The sequence below is a fragment of the Ruegeria sp. TASC047 genome (genome assembly GCF_059612445.1).
The window spans coordinates 47,202-63,012 of the sequence record NZ_JBXWQP010000030.1 but is presented as its reverse complement, the minus strand read 5'-3'; the positions used below and the strand labels follow the sequence as shown (position 1 = coordinate 63,012).

Here is a 15,811-nt window from a genome sequence, read left to right as displayed (position 1 = left end):
CCCCCCTTTCCCCTGCCAGAGTATTCTCTATATCGCCCTTCACGGCAAAAGAGGATGCAGTTGCGTATTCGTTTTGATCAGGGACCAGCCGGTCGCGGAACCCGGTTTCAGCGCCCGACTCGGATTATCCGCGCGGATACGGCGGAGGACGTGCCCCAGGCTCTGGCGGCGCTGGATGAGGCGCGCGCGGGCGGGGCCTGGCTGGCTGGCTATGCCAGTTATGAACTGGGATATGTGCTTGAATCCCGGCTGATCAATCTTTTGCCGGAATCGCGTCGGCTGCCCTTGCTGTGCTTTGGGGTCTACGGCGCGCCGGATCGGGTTGCTTTACCGACGCCCGCGGGCGAGGTGCGCGCGTTTCAGCCGCGCTGGGACGAGGCGCGCTATGGCGAAGCCTTTCAAGTGGTGCATGATGCCATCGGTGCCGGTGATATCTATCAGGCGAACCTGACCTTTCCGATTGACCTGACCGTCTCGGGCAGCAGTGAAACCCTTTATGCGGCACTGGCAGCGGGGCAGCCCGTTGGGCATGGTGCGCTGGTGCAGCAGGTCGGGTTGCCGGATTTGCTCAGCCGCTCGCCAGAGTTGTTCTTCCGCACAGACGCGGATGGAAAGATCGAGACTCGACCGATGAAGGGCACCCAGCCGCGCAGCGAAGACCCGGACGAGGATATGCGGCGCCGGGCGTTTCTGACCACGGACGAAAAGAACCGGGCGGAAAACCTGATGATCGTCGATCTTCTGCGCAACGATATCAGCCGTGTCGCATTGCCCGGTTCCGTTCATGTCCCTGAACTGTTCAAGGTGGAAACCTATGCGACAGTGCATCAGATGGTTTCACTTGTCCGTGCCCAGTTGCTCAAATGCGCAGGGCTCAGCGATATACTGACGGCGTTGTTTCCCTGCGGCTCGATCACGGGCGCCCCCAAAATTCGCGCCATGGAAATTCTGGCCGGGCTGGAACCCTGGCCGCGCGACATCTATTGTGGCACCATCGGCTGGGCCGCGCCTGATGGCCGGTCCGAGTTCAACGTGGCCATCCGTACGCTGATGCTGGAAGACGATCAGGCCACCCTGAACGTGGGCGGGGGCCTTGTCTGGGACAGCACCGCCCCGGCAGAATATGAGGAGGCGCTATGGAAAGCCCGCTTCGCCCGCCAGCTGAGCCTGATTTCCGCCTGATCGAAACACTGGCGTTTCGGCCGGGTCAGGGCTTTGTCCGAAAAGACCGTCACCTTGCGCGCATGGCCCGAACCGCTGCGGCCTTTGGCCTTCCCTTCAACCCGGATTCAGCGACCGCCGCGCTGGATGGCGCGTTGGGCGACACCCCCTTGCGGTGCCGCCTTACACTGGACGCATCGGGCGCATTCGAATTGACCACCGGGGTTCTGGCCAGCAACCCTCCGGTCTGGCGCATCGCCCTGTCTGATCAGCGACTGGCTTCCAATGATCTTTGGCTGCGTCACAAGACAAGCCGCCGCGCCCTTTATGACAATACTCGCGCCGCGCTGACGGATGGCATAGACGAGGTGTTATTCCTGAATGAGCTTGATGAGCTGTGTGAGGGCACCATCAGCAACCTTTTCGTCGAAAAACAGGACGGTCGTATTCTGACACCTGCGCTCTCCAGCGGTCTGTTGCCTGGCATATTGCGCGAAGAATTACTGGATAAAGGAACGGTGTCTGAGGCCGTGCTGACCTTGAGCGACCTGAAAAATGCACAAACTGCCTACATGGGCAATTCATTGCGCGGGCTGATCCGGGTGGAGCTGATAGACACGTGACCAAAGACAGCGCGATGGTCGGACCGCCGGTTGCATTGCCGCGGTTAAGAGTTGAGTTCGGCCTGTTCTATGTTGTCCTGCCGCTGATCATCGCGGTTTTGTTTCCACCGAACTGGATGTTTCCGGCTCTGTTTGCCCTGACCGGGCTGGGGATCATGCTGCTGCATTGGACTCCGGGCTTTCAATGGGCCGAGTTGCGCTATGGTTGGGCCAACTGGTCGCTTCGCGAAGTTGTGCTGTTTACCGCTTTCATGTCCGTGTTTTGCGTTGGGCTGATTCAGGTGACACGCCCCGACGCCGCGTTTTTTCTGCTAGTACACCGCCCTGAGATGCTGGCGTTTATCTGGATCGGTTATCCTGTTTTGTCTGCACTGCCACAGGAACTTCTGTTCCGCCCACTGTTCTTCCGTCGCTATCACGCGATCCTGCCAGAAGGGCGCGCGGCTTATGTGCTGAATGCTGCCATCTTCTCGTTCGCGCATCTGATGTATTGGAGCTGGATTGTCGTCCTCATGACATTTGCGGGCGGGCTGCTGTTTGCATGGGCCTACAGGCAGCGCGGCTCGTTCTTCTATGCGGTGCTGCTGCACGCGATTGCGGGCAATATCATCTTTGCGGTCGGGCTGGGTGTCTATTTCTACTCAGGCAACGTGCAAAGGCCGTTTTGACAGGGCGACCCGCCTTGACTTTCCGGGCCTGACAGGGTGTATCGGCGCGACGAATTCTGCGCCCGAAGGGATATGATCCATGCACGCCTATCGCAGCCACACCTGCGCCGCACTGACCGCCGCTAATGTCGGTGAAACCGTTCGCCTGTCCGGTTGGGTGCATCGGGTCCGAGATCACGGGGGCGTCCTGTTCATCGACCTGCGCGACCATTTTGGTGTGACACAGGTTTTGTGCGATGGCGACAGCGCCGCTTTTGCTGTGCTTGAAAAGGTGCGTTCCGAATGGTGCATCCGCATCGACGGAACCGTCAAGGCGCGTGCCGCCGAACTGGTTAACCCGAAACTGCCCACCGGCGAGATCGAGGTTTACGTGCGCGAACTGGAAGTTCTGGGGGCCGCCGAGGAACTGCCGCTGATGGTGTTCGGCGATCAGGAATACCCCGAGGAAACACGCCTGCGTTATCGTTACCTCGACCTGCGACGCGAGGCGATGCAGCGCAACATGATCCTGCGCTCGGACGTGGTGGCCTCCATGCGCAAGCGTATGTGGGATCAGGGGTTCCGCGAGTACCAGACGCCGATCATCACCGCGTCCTCGCCCGAAGGCGCGCGTGACTTCCTTGTGCCGTCGCGCCTGCATCCGGGCAAGTTCTACGCGTTGCCGCAAGCCCCGCAGCAGTTCAAGCAGCTGATTATGGTGTCAGGTTTCGACAAGTATTTCCAGATTGCGCCCTGCTTCCGCGACGAAGACCCGCGCGCCGACCGCTCACCCACCGATTTCTACCAACTTGACCTCGAGATGTCCTTTGTCGAGCAGCAGGACGTGTTCGACACGATCCAGCCCGTTCTGACCGGTGTGTTCGAAGAGTTTGGCGGTGGCCGCAAGGTCGATCAGGACTGGCCGCAGATTTCCTACAAGGATTCGGCGCTGTGGTACGGCACGGACAAGCCCGACCTGCGGAACCCTATTAAGATGCAGGTGGTTTCCGACCACTTCCGCGGGTCTGGCTTCGCGATTTTTGCAAAGCTGCTCGAACAGGAAGGCACCGAAATTCGCGCTATCCCCGCGCCAACCGGTGGCAGCCGTAAGTTCTGTGACCGCATGAACGCCTTTGCCCAGAAAGAGGGTCTGCCCGGTATGGGCTACATCTTCTGGCGCGATCAGGGCGAAGGGATGGAAGCCGCAGGCCCGCTGGCCAAGAACATCGGCCCCGAGCGGACCGAGGCTATCCGTCAGCAATTGGGTCTGGGTGTCGGCGATGCGGCGTTTTTCCTGGGCGGCAAGCCGAAAGCCTTTGAAAAGGTTGCAGGCAAGGCGCGCGATGTGATCGGGGATGAGCTTGGCCTGACCGAGAAAGACCGCTTTGCCTTTGCCTGGATTGTTGATTTCCCGATCTACGAGCAAGACGAAGAAACCGGCGCGATCGACTTTGAGCACAACCCGTTCTCGATGCCGCAGGGCGGCATGGAAGCGCTACAGGGCAATCCGCTGGATGTGCGCGGGTATCAGTATGACCTCGCGTGCAATGGATATGAGCTGGTGTCGGGTGCGATCCGGAACCACAAGCCGGAAATCATGCTGAAGGCCTTTGAACTGGCAGGCTATGGCGAGGATGAAGTGAAATCCCGCTTTGGCGCTCTGTTCAACGCCTTCCACTACGGTGCGCCGCCGCACGGTGGCTGCGCTGCTGGGATCGACCGGATCGTGATGCTGTTGGCGGATGAGGCCAATATCCGCGAGGTCATGATGTTCCCTATGAACCAGCGGGCCGAAGATCTGATGATGGACGCGCCTTCAGACCCGACCTCGGATCAACTGATGGAACTGGGCTTGCGCCTCATCCCGCAGGACTGAACGAGAGCCGCCCGCATCAAGCGGGTGGTTTCATTTTGAAGCTGATTAGCATTCGCGGGTCAGTCCAGTGGGTTGTTCAAATCGCCTCGGTTGACACGAATTGAGCGTGCAGTCTGCCGTGTTTGGCGATAGGCCCAGATGCACAGAAGCGTTGCAGTGATGAAATAAGCTGCAATCACGTCAAATCGCCTTTCTCTGTTCCAGGCGGTTCTGCACCATGCCGGCGACCTGCGCTGCCTGCGCCGTGATCGGTGCGCCGTTCGCCCGTGAAAGCGCCAGCTTTCGGGCGGCTTCTGCCAACGGTCTGTCATCGGCTTCTCGTGCGACCCCTTGCAGGAACTGGGCAGCGTAATCCCATGTGCGATGATCGTTGGGCCCGGTAAGGACATCGGCGATATGGGCCATGTCGTCCTGATAAGCCATCGGGTCGGGGCGGATGACTTCGTCTCGAACCGAGTGGAGCCCGCTTGGGCGTCGATCTTCGGGCAGGCGCTCCAGAATGGACTTCTGAAAATAAGACAATGATTTTATCGGCTTGGACAGAAATCCATCCGCTCCGGCTGCGTACGCCAGACCTTCGGTAGCGTCATCGCCCGACAGGCCCATGATCACGCTGATCCGTGGTGAAGCTTCGGCCAGTTCGGCGATCAGGTCAGCTCCGGACCCGTCGGGCAGGCCCATATCGACCAGAATGACAGAGGGGCGATAGATCTGCAGGTGTCGCCGTGCCGATTTCAGGCAGTCAGCGCGTCGGATGCGTGCGCCGCTGTGCAGGCACATCAGGCGGATCGCGTCGCAGGCATATCGGCTGTCTTCAACAACCAGAATTGTCTGTCCCAGCAAGGGCCGCGTTGCGGTGGGCGAGGCGGCGGTGGTGGCAATGAGGCCCGAATCGTCCATGGCAGCTCTCCTATCCAGCAGATGCTTCACGCTAGGAACTTCTGGCTAACACGACGTTAACGCGCGATTTGGCGCACTTGTCCTTTTGCAGAGCAGCCCCCATAACCCACGCAACGCAGGACATCAGGAGTGAGACATGATTGGACGTCTGAACCACGTTGCCATCGCCGTACCCGACCTTGAGGCGGCATCCGAACAGTACCGCAATGCGCTGGGCGCCAAGGTCGGCGCGCCGCAGGACGAGCCGGATCATGGCGTCACGGTTGTGTTCATCGAACTGCCCAACACAAAGATCGAACTTTTGTACCCGCTGGGCGACGACAGCCCGATCAACGGGTTTCTGGAAAAGAACCCGGCAGGCGGTATTCATCACGTATGCTATGAGGTCGAAGACATCATCGCCGCCCGTGATCATTTGAAAGCGACCGGCGCCCGTGTTCTGGGGTCGGGGGAGCCCAAGATCGGCGCGCATGGCAAGCCGGTGCTGTTCCTGCATCCCAAGGACTTCAACGGCTGCCTTGTCGAGCTGGAACAGGTATGATCCGCAAAACCCGGAGGGGCTGAAGTGACCATTACTGCTGCATTGGTGCTGTTTGCCGTCATCTGGTTCATGACGTTGCTAGTGGTTTTGCCCATTCGCATCAAAACTCAGGGTGACCTGAACGATATCGTTCCGGGCACCCATGCGGGTGCGCCGGAAGTCCATCATCTGAAGGCAAAGATGTGGATCACCACCGCCATTGCTGTGGTTTTGTGGGTTATCATTGCCGGGATCATCATATCTGGTGTGATTTCAGTGCGGGACTTCGACTGGCTGAACCAACTGGAGCCGCGCTAATCTGTGTCAGACCTTTTGGCCTGACACAGCATGAAAAATATGGGTGAATGTCGCCGCGCCAAGGATCGGGATCACCAGATTCAACAGCGGTATCGACAGCGGAATGGCCATCAGCGTTCCAGCGACCCAGATCGTGGTCGAATGCGTGGCCCGCAGTTGGCGTGCGCCATCCCGCCCGATCCGGCGCATTGCAGCCAGCGTGAAGTATTCCCGCCCCAACAGGAACCCGTTCATGGCCCAGAAGATGAAGGGCGCAAACGGGGTGAAGATCGCATAGAGGATCAGCGCCAGCAGGTTTGCGACAATCAGCACGCCAAGAAAGCTGAGGCCGTCAAACAGGGCTTCTGACACCGGGATGCGTCGTGCATTCGGCAAGGCTGGAAAGTGCTTGTCCTCGACCGCCTGTGCCACCTCGTCCAGAAAGATCGATGTGATGGCTGACGCCACCGGCACCATCAGGAAAACAGGCAGGATCAGGACGAGAACGATACCTGAATAGTTCAGAACGTCGTTCAGCCACGGGACAGCTCCGACAAATGGCAGCGAGATTTCACTGCCCGACAACCAGTTGATCAACCTGATCGCACCCGCACAGGTGAGACCCAGCAACAGGATGGTCAAACCTACACCGCGCAGCAGAACGGCGCGGAATTTGGGATCTCCGATTTGGCCGAGCGCGCTGATAAAGGCGTTCAGGATGATCATTCTGTGATCCATTCCGTCAAGGCTGCCACATCGGGCCGCGGGCGTTCGGGTGGCGCTGTTCCCTCGGTGGCGATATGTATCAGCCCGGCGACACGTTCGTTGTCGGCAAGCCCAAAGGCGTCGACGCAGAAGTCGTGGTCATGGGTTTGCCAACCCGATAGCCAGTTTGCGCCCCAACCTGCGGCCAGCGCGGCATTCAGCAGGGCCAGACAGACCGCGCCCGCAGAATAGGTTTGTTCGATCACGGGTATTTTCTCGGACGGTTTTTGTACTTCGATCACGGCTACGGCCAGATGCCCCATGTCGAACTGGCTGCGCGCTTTTGCAATGTCTTCCGGACTTTTGTTCAGCCGTTGCCCGCAGGCCTCGGTCAGGGTTGCCAACCGTGCCATGGCCCCCTGTTCCAGAACGATAAATCGCCAGGGTTCCAGTTTTCCGTGATCGGGGCTGCGTGCGGCTGCGGTCAGCAGGGGGCGCAATTCGTCCCGTGTCGGAGCCGGGGCAACCAGTGTCTTGGCGGGTCGGGACCGGCGCGACTGCAAAAACTCCAGAGCAGCGGGGTTTTTCATGGACATATGTTAACTTCCTTTACATCACGTCTCTGTATCTTGGTCGGCATGCCGAGGGTTTCAAGGGCGCGGCGACGGATCGCGTGGATCAATTTCATTCCACCGCCCATCATGCAAGACTATTGAGGGAAGGGGCGACAATGGCGAAATCCAAACTACGAGATCTGCCGGATCTCAGCGCGCAGGCGCACGCCGGGGCAACGTTTCATCTGAAAGTTACACCCAAGGCCGCGCGCGACCGGATGGTCGTGAAAGACGGGCAGATCAGGGTATTTGTCACGGCACCGCCTGACAGTGGCAAAGCCAACCATGCGGTTCAGGTGATCCTTGCGAAATGTCTTGGCGTTGCCCCTTCGACACTGACACTCAAGCAGGGGCAAACCGCGCGCAACAAGGTGTTTGTCTATGTGCCCTAAGGCCCCGTTTCACGGATCTGGTAAACCCCCTCGGGCAGGTCCAGCGCCGCGGCCAGATCGCGGACCTGTTCGGGCGACAAGGTGATCTTTTGCACCTGGTCGGTTCGCGGATCAAACTGTTCCAGCGTGACGCATTCGGCGAAATTGTTGATCACAACATCCTCTTGCAAAGGTTTTTCACCTTCGTCCACAAGCGTTATGACCGTCGAGTCGAATTCATGCTCAATCGAAAACATAAGGACAGAGTGCAAGCCGTCGACGCGCAATGCAAGACGTTCGTTTCAAAGCATTGTGTGGTCACTCTGAACAGCACGTACTATGTTGAAATCACGGTCAGACCGAGCCGAAGGATGTAACATGCGCAGACGCTTAGTTTTGGTGCTTCCCCTGCTGCTTGCGGCCTGTGCGGAAGGTGCACTGCGCGTGCAACCCGCCGCGGATTGGCTGGGTGAAGGACCGGAGTCCGAAACCATGGCCCAGACCTTTCGCGAAGTCAGCCAGAACATTGGGGCCCAGGCTCGCAGCCAGTGTTTGAAACAATCAAGGCTTCAGAAATGCGATTTCCGGATTCTCGTTGATCTGAACCCACGTGCGCCGGCCAATGCGTTTCAGACATTGGACGACCAGAAGCAACCCACCATAATCTTTACACTTGCGATGATCCGCTCCACACAAAATGCAGATGAACTGGCTTTTGTCATGGGGCACGAGGCGGCCCATCACGTTTTGGGCCACATCGCACGGCAAAGCGAAATTGCCAGCGCAAGCGCAACTGAGTTCGGAAAGGCGGAGAAGCTGCGCGGGGGCGACGCCGCCGACATAGAAGAGGCCCAGAAAGTTGGGGCGCAGGTTGGTGTTCAGGCTTATGTGAAGGATTTTGAGCTTGAGGCTGACCAGATGGGCACGATCATTACACATAATGCGGGCTACAACCCGCTGGTTGGGGCGAAGTTCTTTGACCGGATTCCGGATCCCGGCGACAGGTTTCTGGGCACCCACCCGCCAAACGCGCAGCGCGTTCACATCGTGCTTGAAACCGCGACACAACTGGGACTGACACAATGACTGATCTTGTGCGTCTTGGCGTGATTTTGACGGATCGCGGGTCGAAATATGCGGTTTCCGGGGCGCGCGTGGTATCACGCGCGGAAGTTGACGCGGTTTTGGACCAACTGAAGTCCGAAAAATCTTATGCCAAGGCCACACATAACACCTGGGCCGCCTCCTTGCCGACCGGTGCGCTGAAGGCCGATGATGGGGAAAGTGGCGCCGGTATGGTAATCCTGCGGATGATCGAGCGTGCAGGGCTGGACAATCACATGATCATCGTCACCCGCTGGTACGGAGGCAAAAAGCTGGGTGGGGACCGTTTTCGCCGCGTTCAAGATGCAACCCGGGCCTATCTGGACCACATCGGCGTCCAATCTTGACCTGTATCAAAGTCTGACCTTCCGGATGCGCTAGGATTTCGTAAAGCGCGAAAGGGAAAGGATACAGCATGCCCACCCGAGAGTCCTTGCGGCTTCATGCCGGATTGGTGGACGATATGGCCAGAATGCTGGACATCGATCTTGAGGAAGCAGCCATTGGCGGCAAGCTATCTGTCGACCAGATTTCTGACGCAGTTCTGCGATGTACCGATTGTCCGAACCCGGATCATTGTCAGGATCTGCTTAAGAAAATGGCGACCGCTGGGCGGACACCTGAATATTGCCGTAACCAGGAGTTACTGCACAAATTGATGCCTTAACTGTCAGGTTCGCCATGCCACGTCTTGGTGAAATCATGGCCCATCTTCGTTTGGTGTTGCGGATGGGCGAGGTCACAGGAACCGACCTGGCCGCAGCCTATCGGGACGGTCACCTGAAACATGAGGATTGGGCCGAGATCGTGCAGCAATGCCGAGGCTGTGCCTGGGCCAGAACCTGCCCTGAGTGGCTGGAACGGCGCGAACAGATTGATCATGCCCCATACACATGCCCGAACCGTGAGCGTTTCAAGGCCATCAAAGCTTTGCAAGCGGAGGACGCGTGATGCCTCGTGATATTCTGGGTGAAGTCGAAAAGCACTTTTGGTTGACGCGCTCTGTCTCTCGAAGCATGGGAATTTCACTGAGCGAAGCCATGGCTGAAGGGCGGCTGTCGCCCGAAGAATACGCCGAACTGGTCACGCGCTGTCGCGCATCGGGCTGTAATGCGCAATGCGCCAGCTGGCTGGCTCAGCGGCAGCATCCAGCGGACACGGCCCCGGATTTCTGTGCAAATTCAGAGACACTGAACCGATTAAAAGGTTGATCAAAGGTCTTTATGCGTTCCATCGCATAGCGGCGCGTTTGCACTGTGTTTGCACCCGCAAAAGAAGACCTTTTTGCTGGTCTCGGCCGTGTATTTCACCGGTTCGAACCCGCTGTCCTTATGTGATCCATCGCAAAAGGGCTGCCGGTTCGATTTTCCACACGCGCACCAGAAATAGGTTTTCCCTTCGACAACCTCGACTGAAAAAGGGGTTTTCTGGGCAATAACGGGTGTGTCTGACATGTGGTTTCTCCGTCTTTGGCTGAAAACGTCGCACAATTTAGGGCAGTACAGACAAAAGGGTAGATGTAATGCCTCAAGGATCATCGTTTGGGCTTCGAACTGGCATGGAATCGCTCTGACTCACAAGGTTGTGATCGAATTGGTTGCCAGATTGCCGTTCAGACCGTATTCTGAATGCGGCCCCGAAAAGCTGGGCAATATCAGAAAAGTAATAGAGGATTGACGGACATGAAACTGAAACTTGCAGCCGTTGGCGCATTTGCCCTGGTCCTGACCGCTTGTGCGCAGCAGGAAGAACCGACCCCTGTTTACGTACAACCCGACTATGACAAGTATGGCTCGGCCAGCTGCTCGGCAGGCTATGAACTGGCAACAACCGAAGCAGGTCAAACCGTCTGCAACCCGGTTTCTCAGTAAGCTTATCGCAGGCGGTCTGACTACGGACCGCCTGCACCATTTTCAGGAATTATCACCGCCATTCATGGCGGTTTTTTTCTACCTGCGCTGTACGGGGTAACTATTCACCCCAGGGCATTATGGGCAGGTTACTGGCGTCAAACGGGTTTTCCCCACAGATCGTATTCCCCCGCCTCGTCCACTTCGACCGTGACGATATCGCCGGGAGTGAAGCCTTCGAAGCCCTCGTCAATAAACAGGTTGCCGTCGATCTCAGGCGCGTCCGATTTTGTGCGGCAGGTGGCGGCTTCGTCATCCACTTCGTCGACGATTACTTGAAGCGTTTGTCCGACTTTAGCCTGCAACTTGGCTTCTGAAATGGCCTGCGCCTTTTCCATGAAGCGATCCCAACGTTCTTGTTTGACTTCTGCCGGGACGTGATCGGGCAGGTCGTTTGAGCGCGCACCATCCACGTTTTCGTATTGAAAACAGCCGACACGATCCAGTTGCGCCTCGTCCATCCAGTCCAGCAGGGTTTGGAATTCGGCCTCAGACTCACCGGGATAGCCAACGATAAAGGTCGAACGCAGGGTGATATCCGGGCAGATTGCGCGCCAGGTCTGAATTTCGTCCAGAGTTTTGGCCGCTGCCGCGGGGCGGGCCATCCGTTTCAGAACATCCGGGTGGGCGTGCTGGAACGGGATATCCAGATAGGGCAGTATGTTGGACCCGGCGTCCGCCATCAGCGGGATCAACTCGCGCACATGTGGATAGGGATAGACATAGTGCAGCCGCACCCAGGCATCCATCTGACCCAGTTCTCGGGCCAGATCGGTGATGTGGCTGCGTACCTCGCGGTCTTTCCACGGGTTCACATCGTATTTCCGGTCCAGCCCATAGGCCGAAGTATCCTGCGAGATCACCAGCAGTTCGCGCACGCCATTTTCGACCAGCTTTTCCGCCTCGCGTAGAACCGCATAGGCCGGACGGCTGGCCAGTTTTCCCCGCATATCGGGGATGATGCAGAACTTGCATTTGTGGTTACAGCCCTCGGAGATTTTCAGATAACTGTAGTGGCGGGGGGTTAGTCGAACGCTGCTGGCGGGCAGCAGATCGACGAACGGGTCAGGGTCAGGGGGAACGGCGGCGTGAACCGCATCCAGTACCTGTTCGTACTGATGCGGACCGGTGACCGCCATGATGCGGGGGTGGTGTTCGCGGATGTAATCCGGTTCGGCCCCCAGACAGCCGGTGACGATGACCTTGCCGTTTTCAACCAGTGCCTCTCCGATTGCGTCCAGCGATTCCGCTTTGGCGCTGTCGAGGAACCCGCAAGTGTTCACAATGACGGCATCGGCTCCGGCATAATCGGGCGAAATGCCGTATCCTTCAGCACGAAGCCGGGTCAGAATGCGTTCGCTGTCGACCAAAGCTTTTGGACAGCCCAGCGACACCATGCCGATCGTCGGCTGGTTCGAACGGGGTGTCTCGGTGATCCGGGCAGCCGGTGCCAGGTCGGGGCGGAGGTTTGGCGGGTTCGTCGTCATGGCGCGGCATATAGTGGGGAAAGCTTCCCCTTGCAAATGTGACGTGCGATTTGAATGATCGCGGCAAAGACAAGCCAAAAGGCGGAGAGCAGATCATGAAATGGCTGATACGCATCCTGTTTATTCTTGTGGCGGTGGTTGGGCTGGTCATTGGCGCGCTTTTGCTGATGCCCGGAGACAAGCTTGGCGCGATTCTGGCTGAGCAGGTCAAAGCCCAGACAGGGCGCGAACTGACATTGAGCGGCGATGTGCGCCTGTCGTTCTGGCCGGTACTTGGGATGGAAACCGGGCCCGTGCGTTTTGGGAACGCCAGCTGGGCCGGGCCAGAGCCGATGTTGAGCGCTGATAGCCTTGCCGTGGGCGTGGATGCTGCTGCGCTTTTGAATGGGGATCTGCGGATCAAACGTGTTTTTGCAGAAAACCCGGTGCTGCGGCTGGAGCGTTCGCAAGGGCGCGGAAACTGGGAGCTGAGCGCGCCTGTGACCACCGCGACTGCCACACCGTCTGCGGGGACGGTTCCGGCCGGCGCATCGTCGACCGTAACTTTGGAAGAGTTGCAGCTAAATAATGCGCGACTGATCTATGTGGAAGACGGTGCCACGCAGATGGATTTTCCTGATGTCACCTTGTCGGCCAGTTGGCCTCAGGTCACTGCGCCGATGGTAATGGAAGCATCAATGCCTGTACCCGGAGGTGCTGTTCAGGTTGATTTGAAGATCCCGGACTTGCCAGCTTTTGCCGCAGGGTCCGTAACCGCGCTTGAACTGGCCCTGACTGCACCGGGTGGTGAGATAGGCTTTGACGGCCACGTCAACCTGGCCGGAGAGATGGACGGGACCACAAAGATCACCACCCGAGATACGGAAAGGATGCTGGCGGCCTTCGGTCAGGCGGGTGTGGCTGTGCCGTGGGGATTGGGTAGCGTTGCCGATATCTCTGCGCAAATGACCTATACGCGGGACGGTCGGATTTCCCTGCGGAGCATGACAGCGCAGTTGGATGGCAACCAGTTCGTCGGAGAGGCGGATATCACCATTTCCGATCCCCCTCAGATCGTCGCACGGTTGGATGCGGGCGATCTTGACCTGTCAAAGATATCCGAAACCGGCGCCGGGTCGGGTGGCGCGTCTCAACCTGCGTCACCAGTTCAGGAAGGCTGGTCAAAAGACCCAATCGACGCATCCGCATTGGCTTTGGCGAATGGCAATATTCGCCTGACGGCCAACTCAATCGCGGTTCCCGGCATGACCTTTGGGAAAAGTGACCTGACGCTGACACTGGACCGCGCGCGGGCGGTCCTTGCGATGCATCCGGCAACGTTGTTTTCGGGTCAGTTGAATGGGCAGGTGGTTGCCAACAATCGCAACGGCCTGTCCGTGGGTGGCAAGGTGACGGCAAGTGAGATTGATCTGAAACAGGCGTTGTCGACACTGGCCGGGGTCGAACGCCTGTCGGGAAGCGCGGCAGGAACCGTTGAGTTTCTGGGTGTAGGTCAGTCCGAGGATCAGATTATGCATTCTCTCAGCGGTAAGGGAAATCTGGATGTCGGGACGGGGGTAATATCCGGTTTCGATCTGGATCGACTTATGGGGCAGGGGACCGGTTCAGGCGGGACAACTGTGTTCAACAGCCTGTCGGCCAGCTTCACCATCGATCAGGGTGTGTTGACGAATAACGATCTGCTCATGTCGCTCAAGAATTTCCGCGCCGATGGTCAGGGGATCGTGGGTCTGGGTGCGCGCAATATCGATTATCTGTTCACGCCCGTAGCTTTGCGGGCCAATTCGGGGCAGGGCATATCGGTGCCTGTGCGTATCGTTGGCCCGTGGAGCAACCCGTCAATCAAGCCGGATCTGACCAAGGTCATCGAAGCGGCGGCAGATGTGAAGGTCAAAGAGCTGGAAAACGACGCGAAACAGAAAGTTTTCGAAAAGGTTGGAAACGAGCTGGATACTACCATCACGGACAGCGATCAGATCGAAGATGCGCTTAAGAACAAGCTTGAAGAAGAGGCGAAGAAAGGGCTGCTCAAACTGTTTGGCGGCAACTGAGCAAGTGTTGCGCTTGGGGCAATCAGATATGCCCCAAACAGTTTTCCTCAGATGGTCTGGTCGTAATCGCCAACACCGGGTTCGGTTCGGATCACCGCATCGATATCGGCAAAGATCGCCCGCATCTCAGCCTCGCTTTCGCTGCTTTCACAGACGACCACCAGATTGGGTGTGTTGGATGAAGCCCGCACCAGCCCCCAGCTGCCATTGTCCAAAATGACACGTGCGCCGTTCACCGTAACGACCTCTTTGATCGCACGGCCAGCAAATGTCTCACTAGCTTCGCTTTTGGCAACGAGCTTGTCGACCAGACGCTGCAGGATATCGTATTTTTCGGTATCTGCTGCATAAGGTGACATGGTGGGCGTTGACCATGTTTTGGGCAGCGCCTTGCGCAGGTCGGACATGCTTTGATCCGGGTTGCGGTCCATCAGCTTGCAGATCTCGACCGCTACGCGCATTCCGCAGTCATAACCGCGCCCGACCGGCTCGGCCAGAAAGTAATGGCCCGACTTTTCGAACCCAGCCAGCGCGCCGATTTCCTTGACGCGCCGTTTCATGTGGCTGTGGCCGGTTTTCCAGTAATCTGCTTTGACGCCAAGGGCCTGCAACTCGGGATCGCTGGCAAACAGGCCGGTAGATTTCACATCTGCGACAAAGGTCGATCCGGGGTGCAGCTTGGCAAGATCGCGGGCCATGATCACACCCACCTTGTCGGCAAAGATTTCTTTACCTTCATCATCGACGACGCCGCAACGATCACCGTCACCGTCAAACCCAAGTGCCAGATCGGCACCGCTGGATTTTACCGTTGCCGCCATGTCATGCAGCATTTCCATAGCTTCGGGGTTCGGGTTGTAATTCGGGAAAGTGTAATCCAGCCGGTTATGGCTGGGGACGACCTCAACCCCCATCCGTTCGAAGATTTCGGGCGCAAAGGCCGAAGCGGTGCCGTTTCCGGTTGCGCAGACAATCTTTAGCGGGCGGGACACTTTGAAATCACCGACGAGGTCGTCGATATACGCTTCCTTCACGCCCTCGACGAATTCCCAAGATCCACCCTCATGCGCCTGACCTTCGCCGTTCAGAACGATGTCGCGCAATTCAGACATCTCGTTGGGGCCGTGTGTCAAAGGGCGGTCAAAGCCCATTTTGACCCCAGTCCAGCCGTTTGGATTGTGGCTGGCCGTAACCATCGCCACGGCCGGTACATCCAGATGAAACTGCGCGAAATAGGCCATTGGGCTAAGCGCAGGGCCAATGTCTTTCACGCGGATACCGGCCTGCATCAATCCCAGGATCAGGGCGTTTTTGATCGCCAGTGAATAGTCACGATAATCGTTTCCTACGGCGATCACGGGTTCGATCCCGCGCCTGCGCATTTGGGTACCCAGCCCAAGGCCCAGCGCTGTCATGCCTGGCAGGTTGATCTCTTCCGGATATTTCCAGCGGGCGTCATATTCGCGAAACCCGGTGGGCTTGATCATCGCGTCGCGCAGAAAGCTCCAGGTGTTCGGTGTTACCTCGGGAATCGGTTTGGTCATA

Annotated in this window: 21 protein-coding genes; 14 read left to right on the top strand and 7 right to left on the bottom strand. The window is 58.0% G+C overall.

Annotated elements, in window-relative coordinates; translation table 11 throughout:
* Positions 1-54: 54 nt before the first annotated feature.
* The 4 genes from AC2FLO_RS12660 (at position 55) to aspS (ending at position 4,307) form a co-directional block, all read left to right on the top strand.
* Entirely contained in the window at positions 55-1,182 is a 1,128-nt protein-coding gene (locus AC2FLO_RS12660) for an aminodeoxychorismate synthase component I (protein ID WP_496753531.1), read from the top strand.
* Positions 1,137-1,784 (top strand): aminotransferase class IV family protein, encoded by a 648-nt coding sequence (locus AC2FLO_RS12655; RefSeq protein ID WP_480505948.1) that lies wholly within the window; start codon positions 1,137-1,139, stop codon positions 1,782-1,784. The genes AC2FLO_RS12660 and AC2FLO_RS12655 overlap by 46 nt, the downstream gene beginning before the upstream one ends.
* Complete coding sequence (locus tag AC2FLO_RS12650) at positions 1,781-2,452, top strand: CPBP family intramembrane glutamic endopeptidase (RefSeq protein WP_496753529.1); 672 nt, start codon at positions 1,781-1,783, stop codon at positions 2,450-2,452. Before AC2FLO_RS12655 ends, AC2FLO_RS12650 begins: the two co-directional genes overlap by 4 nt.
* 79 nt (positions 2,453-2,531) lie before the next feature.
* Positions 2,532-4,307 (top strand): aspartate--tRNA ligase, encoded by a 1,776-nt coding sequence (gene aspS, locus AC2FLO_RS12645; protein WP_496753527.1) that lies wholly within the window; start codon positions 2,532-2,534, stop codon positions 4,305-4,307.
* Positions 4,308-4,487: 180 nt separating this feature from the next.
* Here the strand turns inward: aspS and AC2FLO_RS12640 are convergent, their stop codons facing one another.
* Positions 4,488-5,207: a response regulator gene (locus AC2FLO_RS12640; protein WP_496753525.1), complete on the bottom strand. Its 720-nt coding sequence runs from the start codon at positions 5,205-5,207 to the stop codon at positions 4,488-4,490.
* 136 nt (positions 5,208-5,343) lie between these two features.
* On the opposite strand from AC2FLO_RS12640, the gene mce reads away from it, so the two are divergent.
* Positions 5,344-5,748, top strand: coding sequence for a methylmalonyl-CoA epimerase (gene mce / locus AC2FLO_RS12635; RefSeq protein ID WP_170346086.1), 405 nt, complete (start codon positions 5,344-5,346; stop codon positions 5,746-5,748).
* A gap of 24 nt (positions 5,749-5,772) precedes the next feature.
* Positions 5,773-6,045, top strand: a complete 273-nt coding sequence (locus AC2FLO_RS12630; protein ID WP_496753523.1) for a DUF1467 family protein — start codon at positions 5,773-5,775, stop codon at positions 6,043-6,045.
* Between the two features lie 6 nt (positions 6,046-6,051).
* Here AC2FLO_RS12630 and AC2FLO_RS12625 read toward each other — a convergent pair whose 3' ends face one another.
* Positions 6,052-6,750: an EI24 domain-containing protein gene (locus AC2FLO_RS12625; protein ID WP_496803976.1), complete on the bottom strand. Its 699-nt coding sequence runs from the start codon at positions 6,748-6,750 to the stop codon at positions 6,052-6,054.
* Positions 6,747-7,325, bottom strand: a complete 579-nt coding sequence (locus tag AC2FLO_RS12620) for a nitroreductase family protein (protein WP_496753519.1) — start codon at positions 7,323-7,325, stop codon at positions 6,747-6,749. The genes AC2FLO_RS12625 and AC2FLO_RS12620 overlap by 4 nt, the downstream gene beginning before the upstream one ends.
* A 134-nt stretch (positions 7,326-7,459) precedes the next feature.
* Here AC2FLO_RS12620 and AC2FLO_RS12615 point away from each other — a divergent pair, with 134 nt between their 5' ends.
* Positions 7,460-7,735 (top strand): DUF167 domain-containing protein, encoded by a 276-nt coding sequence (locus AC2FLO_RS12615; RefSeq protein ID WP_496753517.1) that lies wholly within the window; start codon positions 7,460-7,462, stop codon positions 7,733-7,735.
* On the opposite strand, the gene AC2FLO_RS12610 is transcribed toward AC2FLO_RS12615, so the two are convergent.
* Positions 7,732-7,971, bottom strand: a complete 240-nt coding sequence (locus AC2FLO_RS12610; RefSeq protein WP_267364243.1) for a DUF8831 family protein — start codon at positions 7,969-7,971, stop codon at positions 7,732-7,734. The genes AC2FLO_RS12615 and AC2FLO_RS12610 overlap by 4 nt on opposite strands.
* Before the next feature lie 121 nt (positions 7,972-8,092).
* Here AC2FLO_RS12610 and AC2FLO_RS12605 point away from each other — a divergent pair, with 121 nt between their 5' ends.
* The 5 genes from AC2FLO_RS12605 to AC2FLO_RS12585 all read left to right on the top strand — a co-directional run bounded on the left by AC2FLO_RS12605 (position 8,093) and on the right by AC2FLO_RS12585 (position 10,029).
* Positions 8,093-8,800, top strand: coding sequence for a M48 family metallopeptidase (locus AC2FLO_RS12605; protein WP_496753515.1), 708 nt, complete (start codon positions 8,093-8,095; stop codon positions 8,798-8,800).
* A complete protein-coding gene (locus AC2FLO_RS12600) occupies positions 8,797-9,165 on the top strand; it encodes a YigZ family protein (protein ID WP_496753513.1) in 369 nt (122 codons plus the stop codon). Before AC2FLO_RS12605 ends, AC2FLO_RS12600 begins: the two co-directional genes overlap by 4 nt.
* Before the next feature lie 68 nt (positions 9,166-9,233).
* Entirely contained in the window at positions 9,234-9,485 is a 252-nt protein-coding gene (locus AC2FLO_RS12595) for a DUF6455 family protein (RefSeq protein WP_267366457.1), read from the top strand.
* A gap of 14 nt (positions 9,486-9,499) precedes the next feature.
* Positions 9,500-9,769 (top strand): DUF6455 family protein, encoded by a 270-nt coding sequence (locus AC2FLO_RS12590; RefSeq protein WP_496753511.1) that lies wholly within the window; start codon positions 9,500-9,502, stop codon positions 9,767-9,769.
* Positions 9,769-10,029, top strand: coding sequence for a DUF6455 family protein (locus AC2FLO_RS12585; RefSeq protein ID WP_496753509.1), 261 nt, complete (start codon positions 9,769-9,771; stop codon positions 10,027-10,029). Before AC2FLO_RS12590 ends, AC2FLO_RS12585 begins: the two co-directional genes overlap by 1 nt.
* Here the strand turns inward: AC2FLO_RS12585 and AC2FLO_RS12580 are convergent, their stop codons facing one another.
* The gene (locus AC2FLO_RS12580) at positions 10,030-10,272 is read right to left on the bottom strand and encodes a CDGSH iron-sulfur domain-containing protein (protein WP_480587888.1); all 243 of its coding nucleotides are present in this window, start codon (positions 10,270-10,272) and stop codon (positions 10,030-10,032) included.
* 228 nt (positions 10,273-10,500) lie between these two features.
* Here AC2FLO_RS12580 and AC2FLO_RS12575 point away from each other — a divergent pair, with 228 nt between their 5' ends.
* Entirely contained in the window at positions 10,501-10,689 is a 189-nt protein-coding gene (locus tag AC2FLO_RS12575; RefSeq protein WP_209504738.1) for a hypothetical protein, read from the top strand.
* 137 nt (positions 10,690-10,826) lie between these two features.
* Here the strand turns inward: AC2FLO_RS12575 and rimO are convergent, their stop codons facing one another.
* Complete coding sequence (gene rimO, locus AC2FLO_RS12570) at positions 10,827-12,215, bottom strand: 30S ribosomal protein S12 methylthiotransferase RimO (RefSeq protein ID WP_496753507.1); 1,389 nt, start codon at positions 12,213-12,215, stop codon at positions 10,827-10,829.
* Between the two features lie 95 nt (positions 12,216-12,310).
* Between rimO and AC2FLO_RS12565 the strand changes: the two genes are divergently transcribed.
* Complete coding sequence (locus AC2FLO_RS12565) at positions 12,311-14,266, top strand: AsmA family protein (RefSeq protein WP_496753506.1); 1,956 nt, start codon at positions 12,311-12,313, stop codon at positions 14,264-14,266.
* Positions 14,267-14,313: 47 nt separating this feature from the next.
* Here AC2FLO_RS12565 and AC2FLO_RS12560 read toward each other — a convergent pair whose 3' ends face one another.
* Positions 14,314-15,810, bottom strand: coding sequence for a phosphomannomutase/phosphoglucomutase (locus AC2FLO_RS12560; RefSeq protein ID WP_496753504.1), 1,497 nt, complete (start codon positions 15,808-15,810; stop codon positions 14,314-14,316).
* Between the last annotated feature and the right edge of the window lies 1 nt (position 15,811).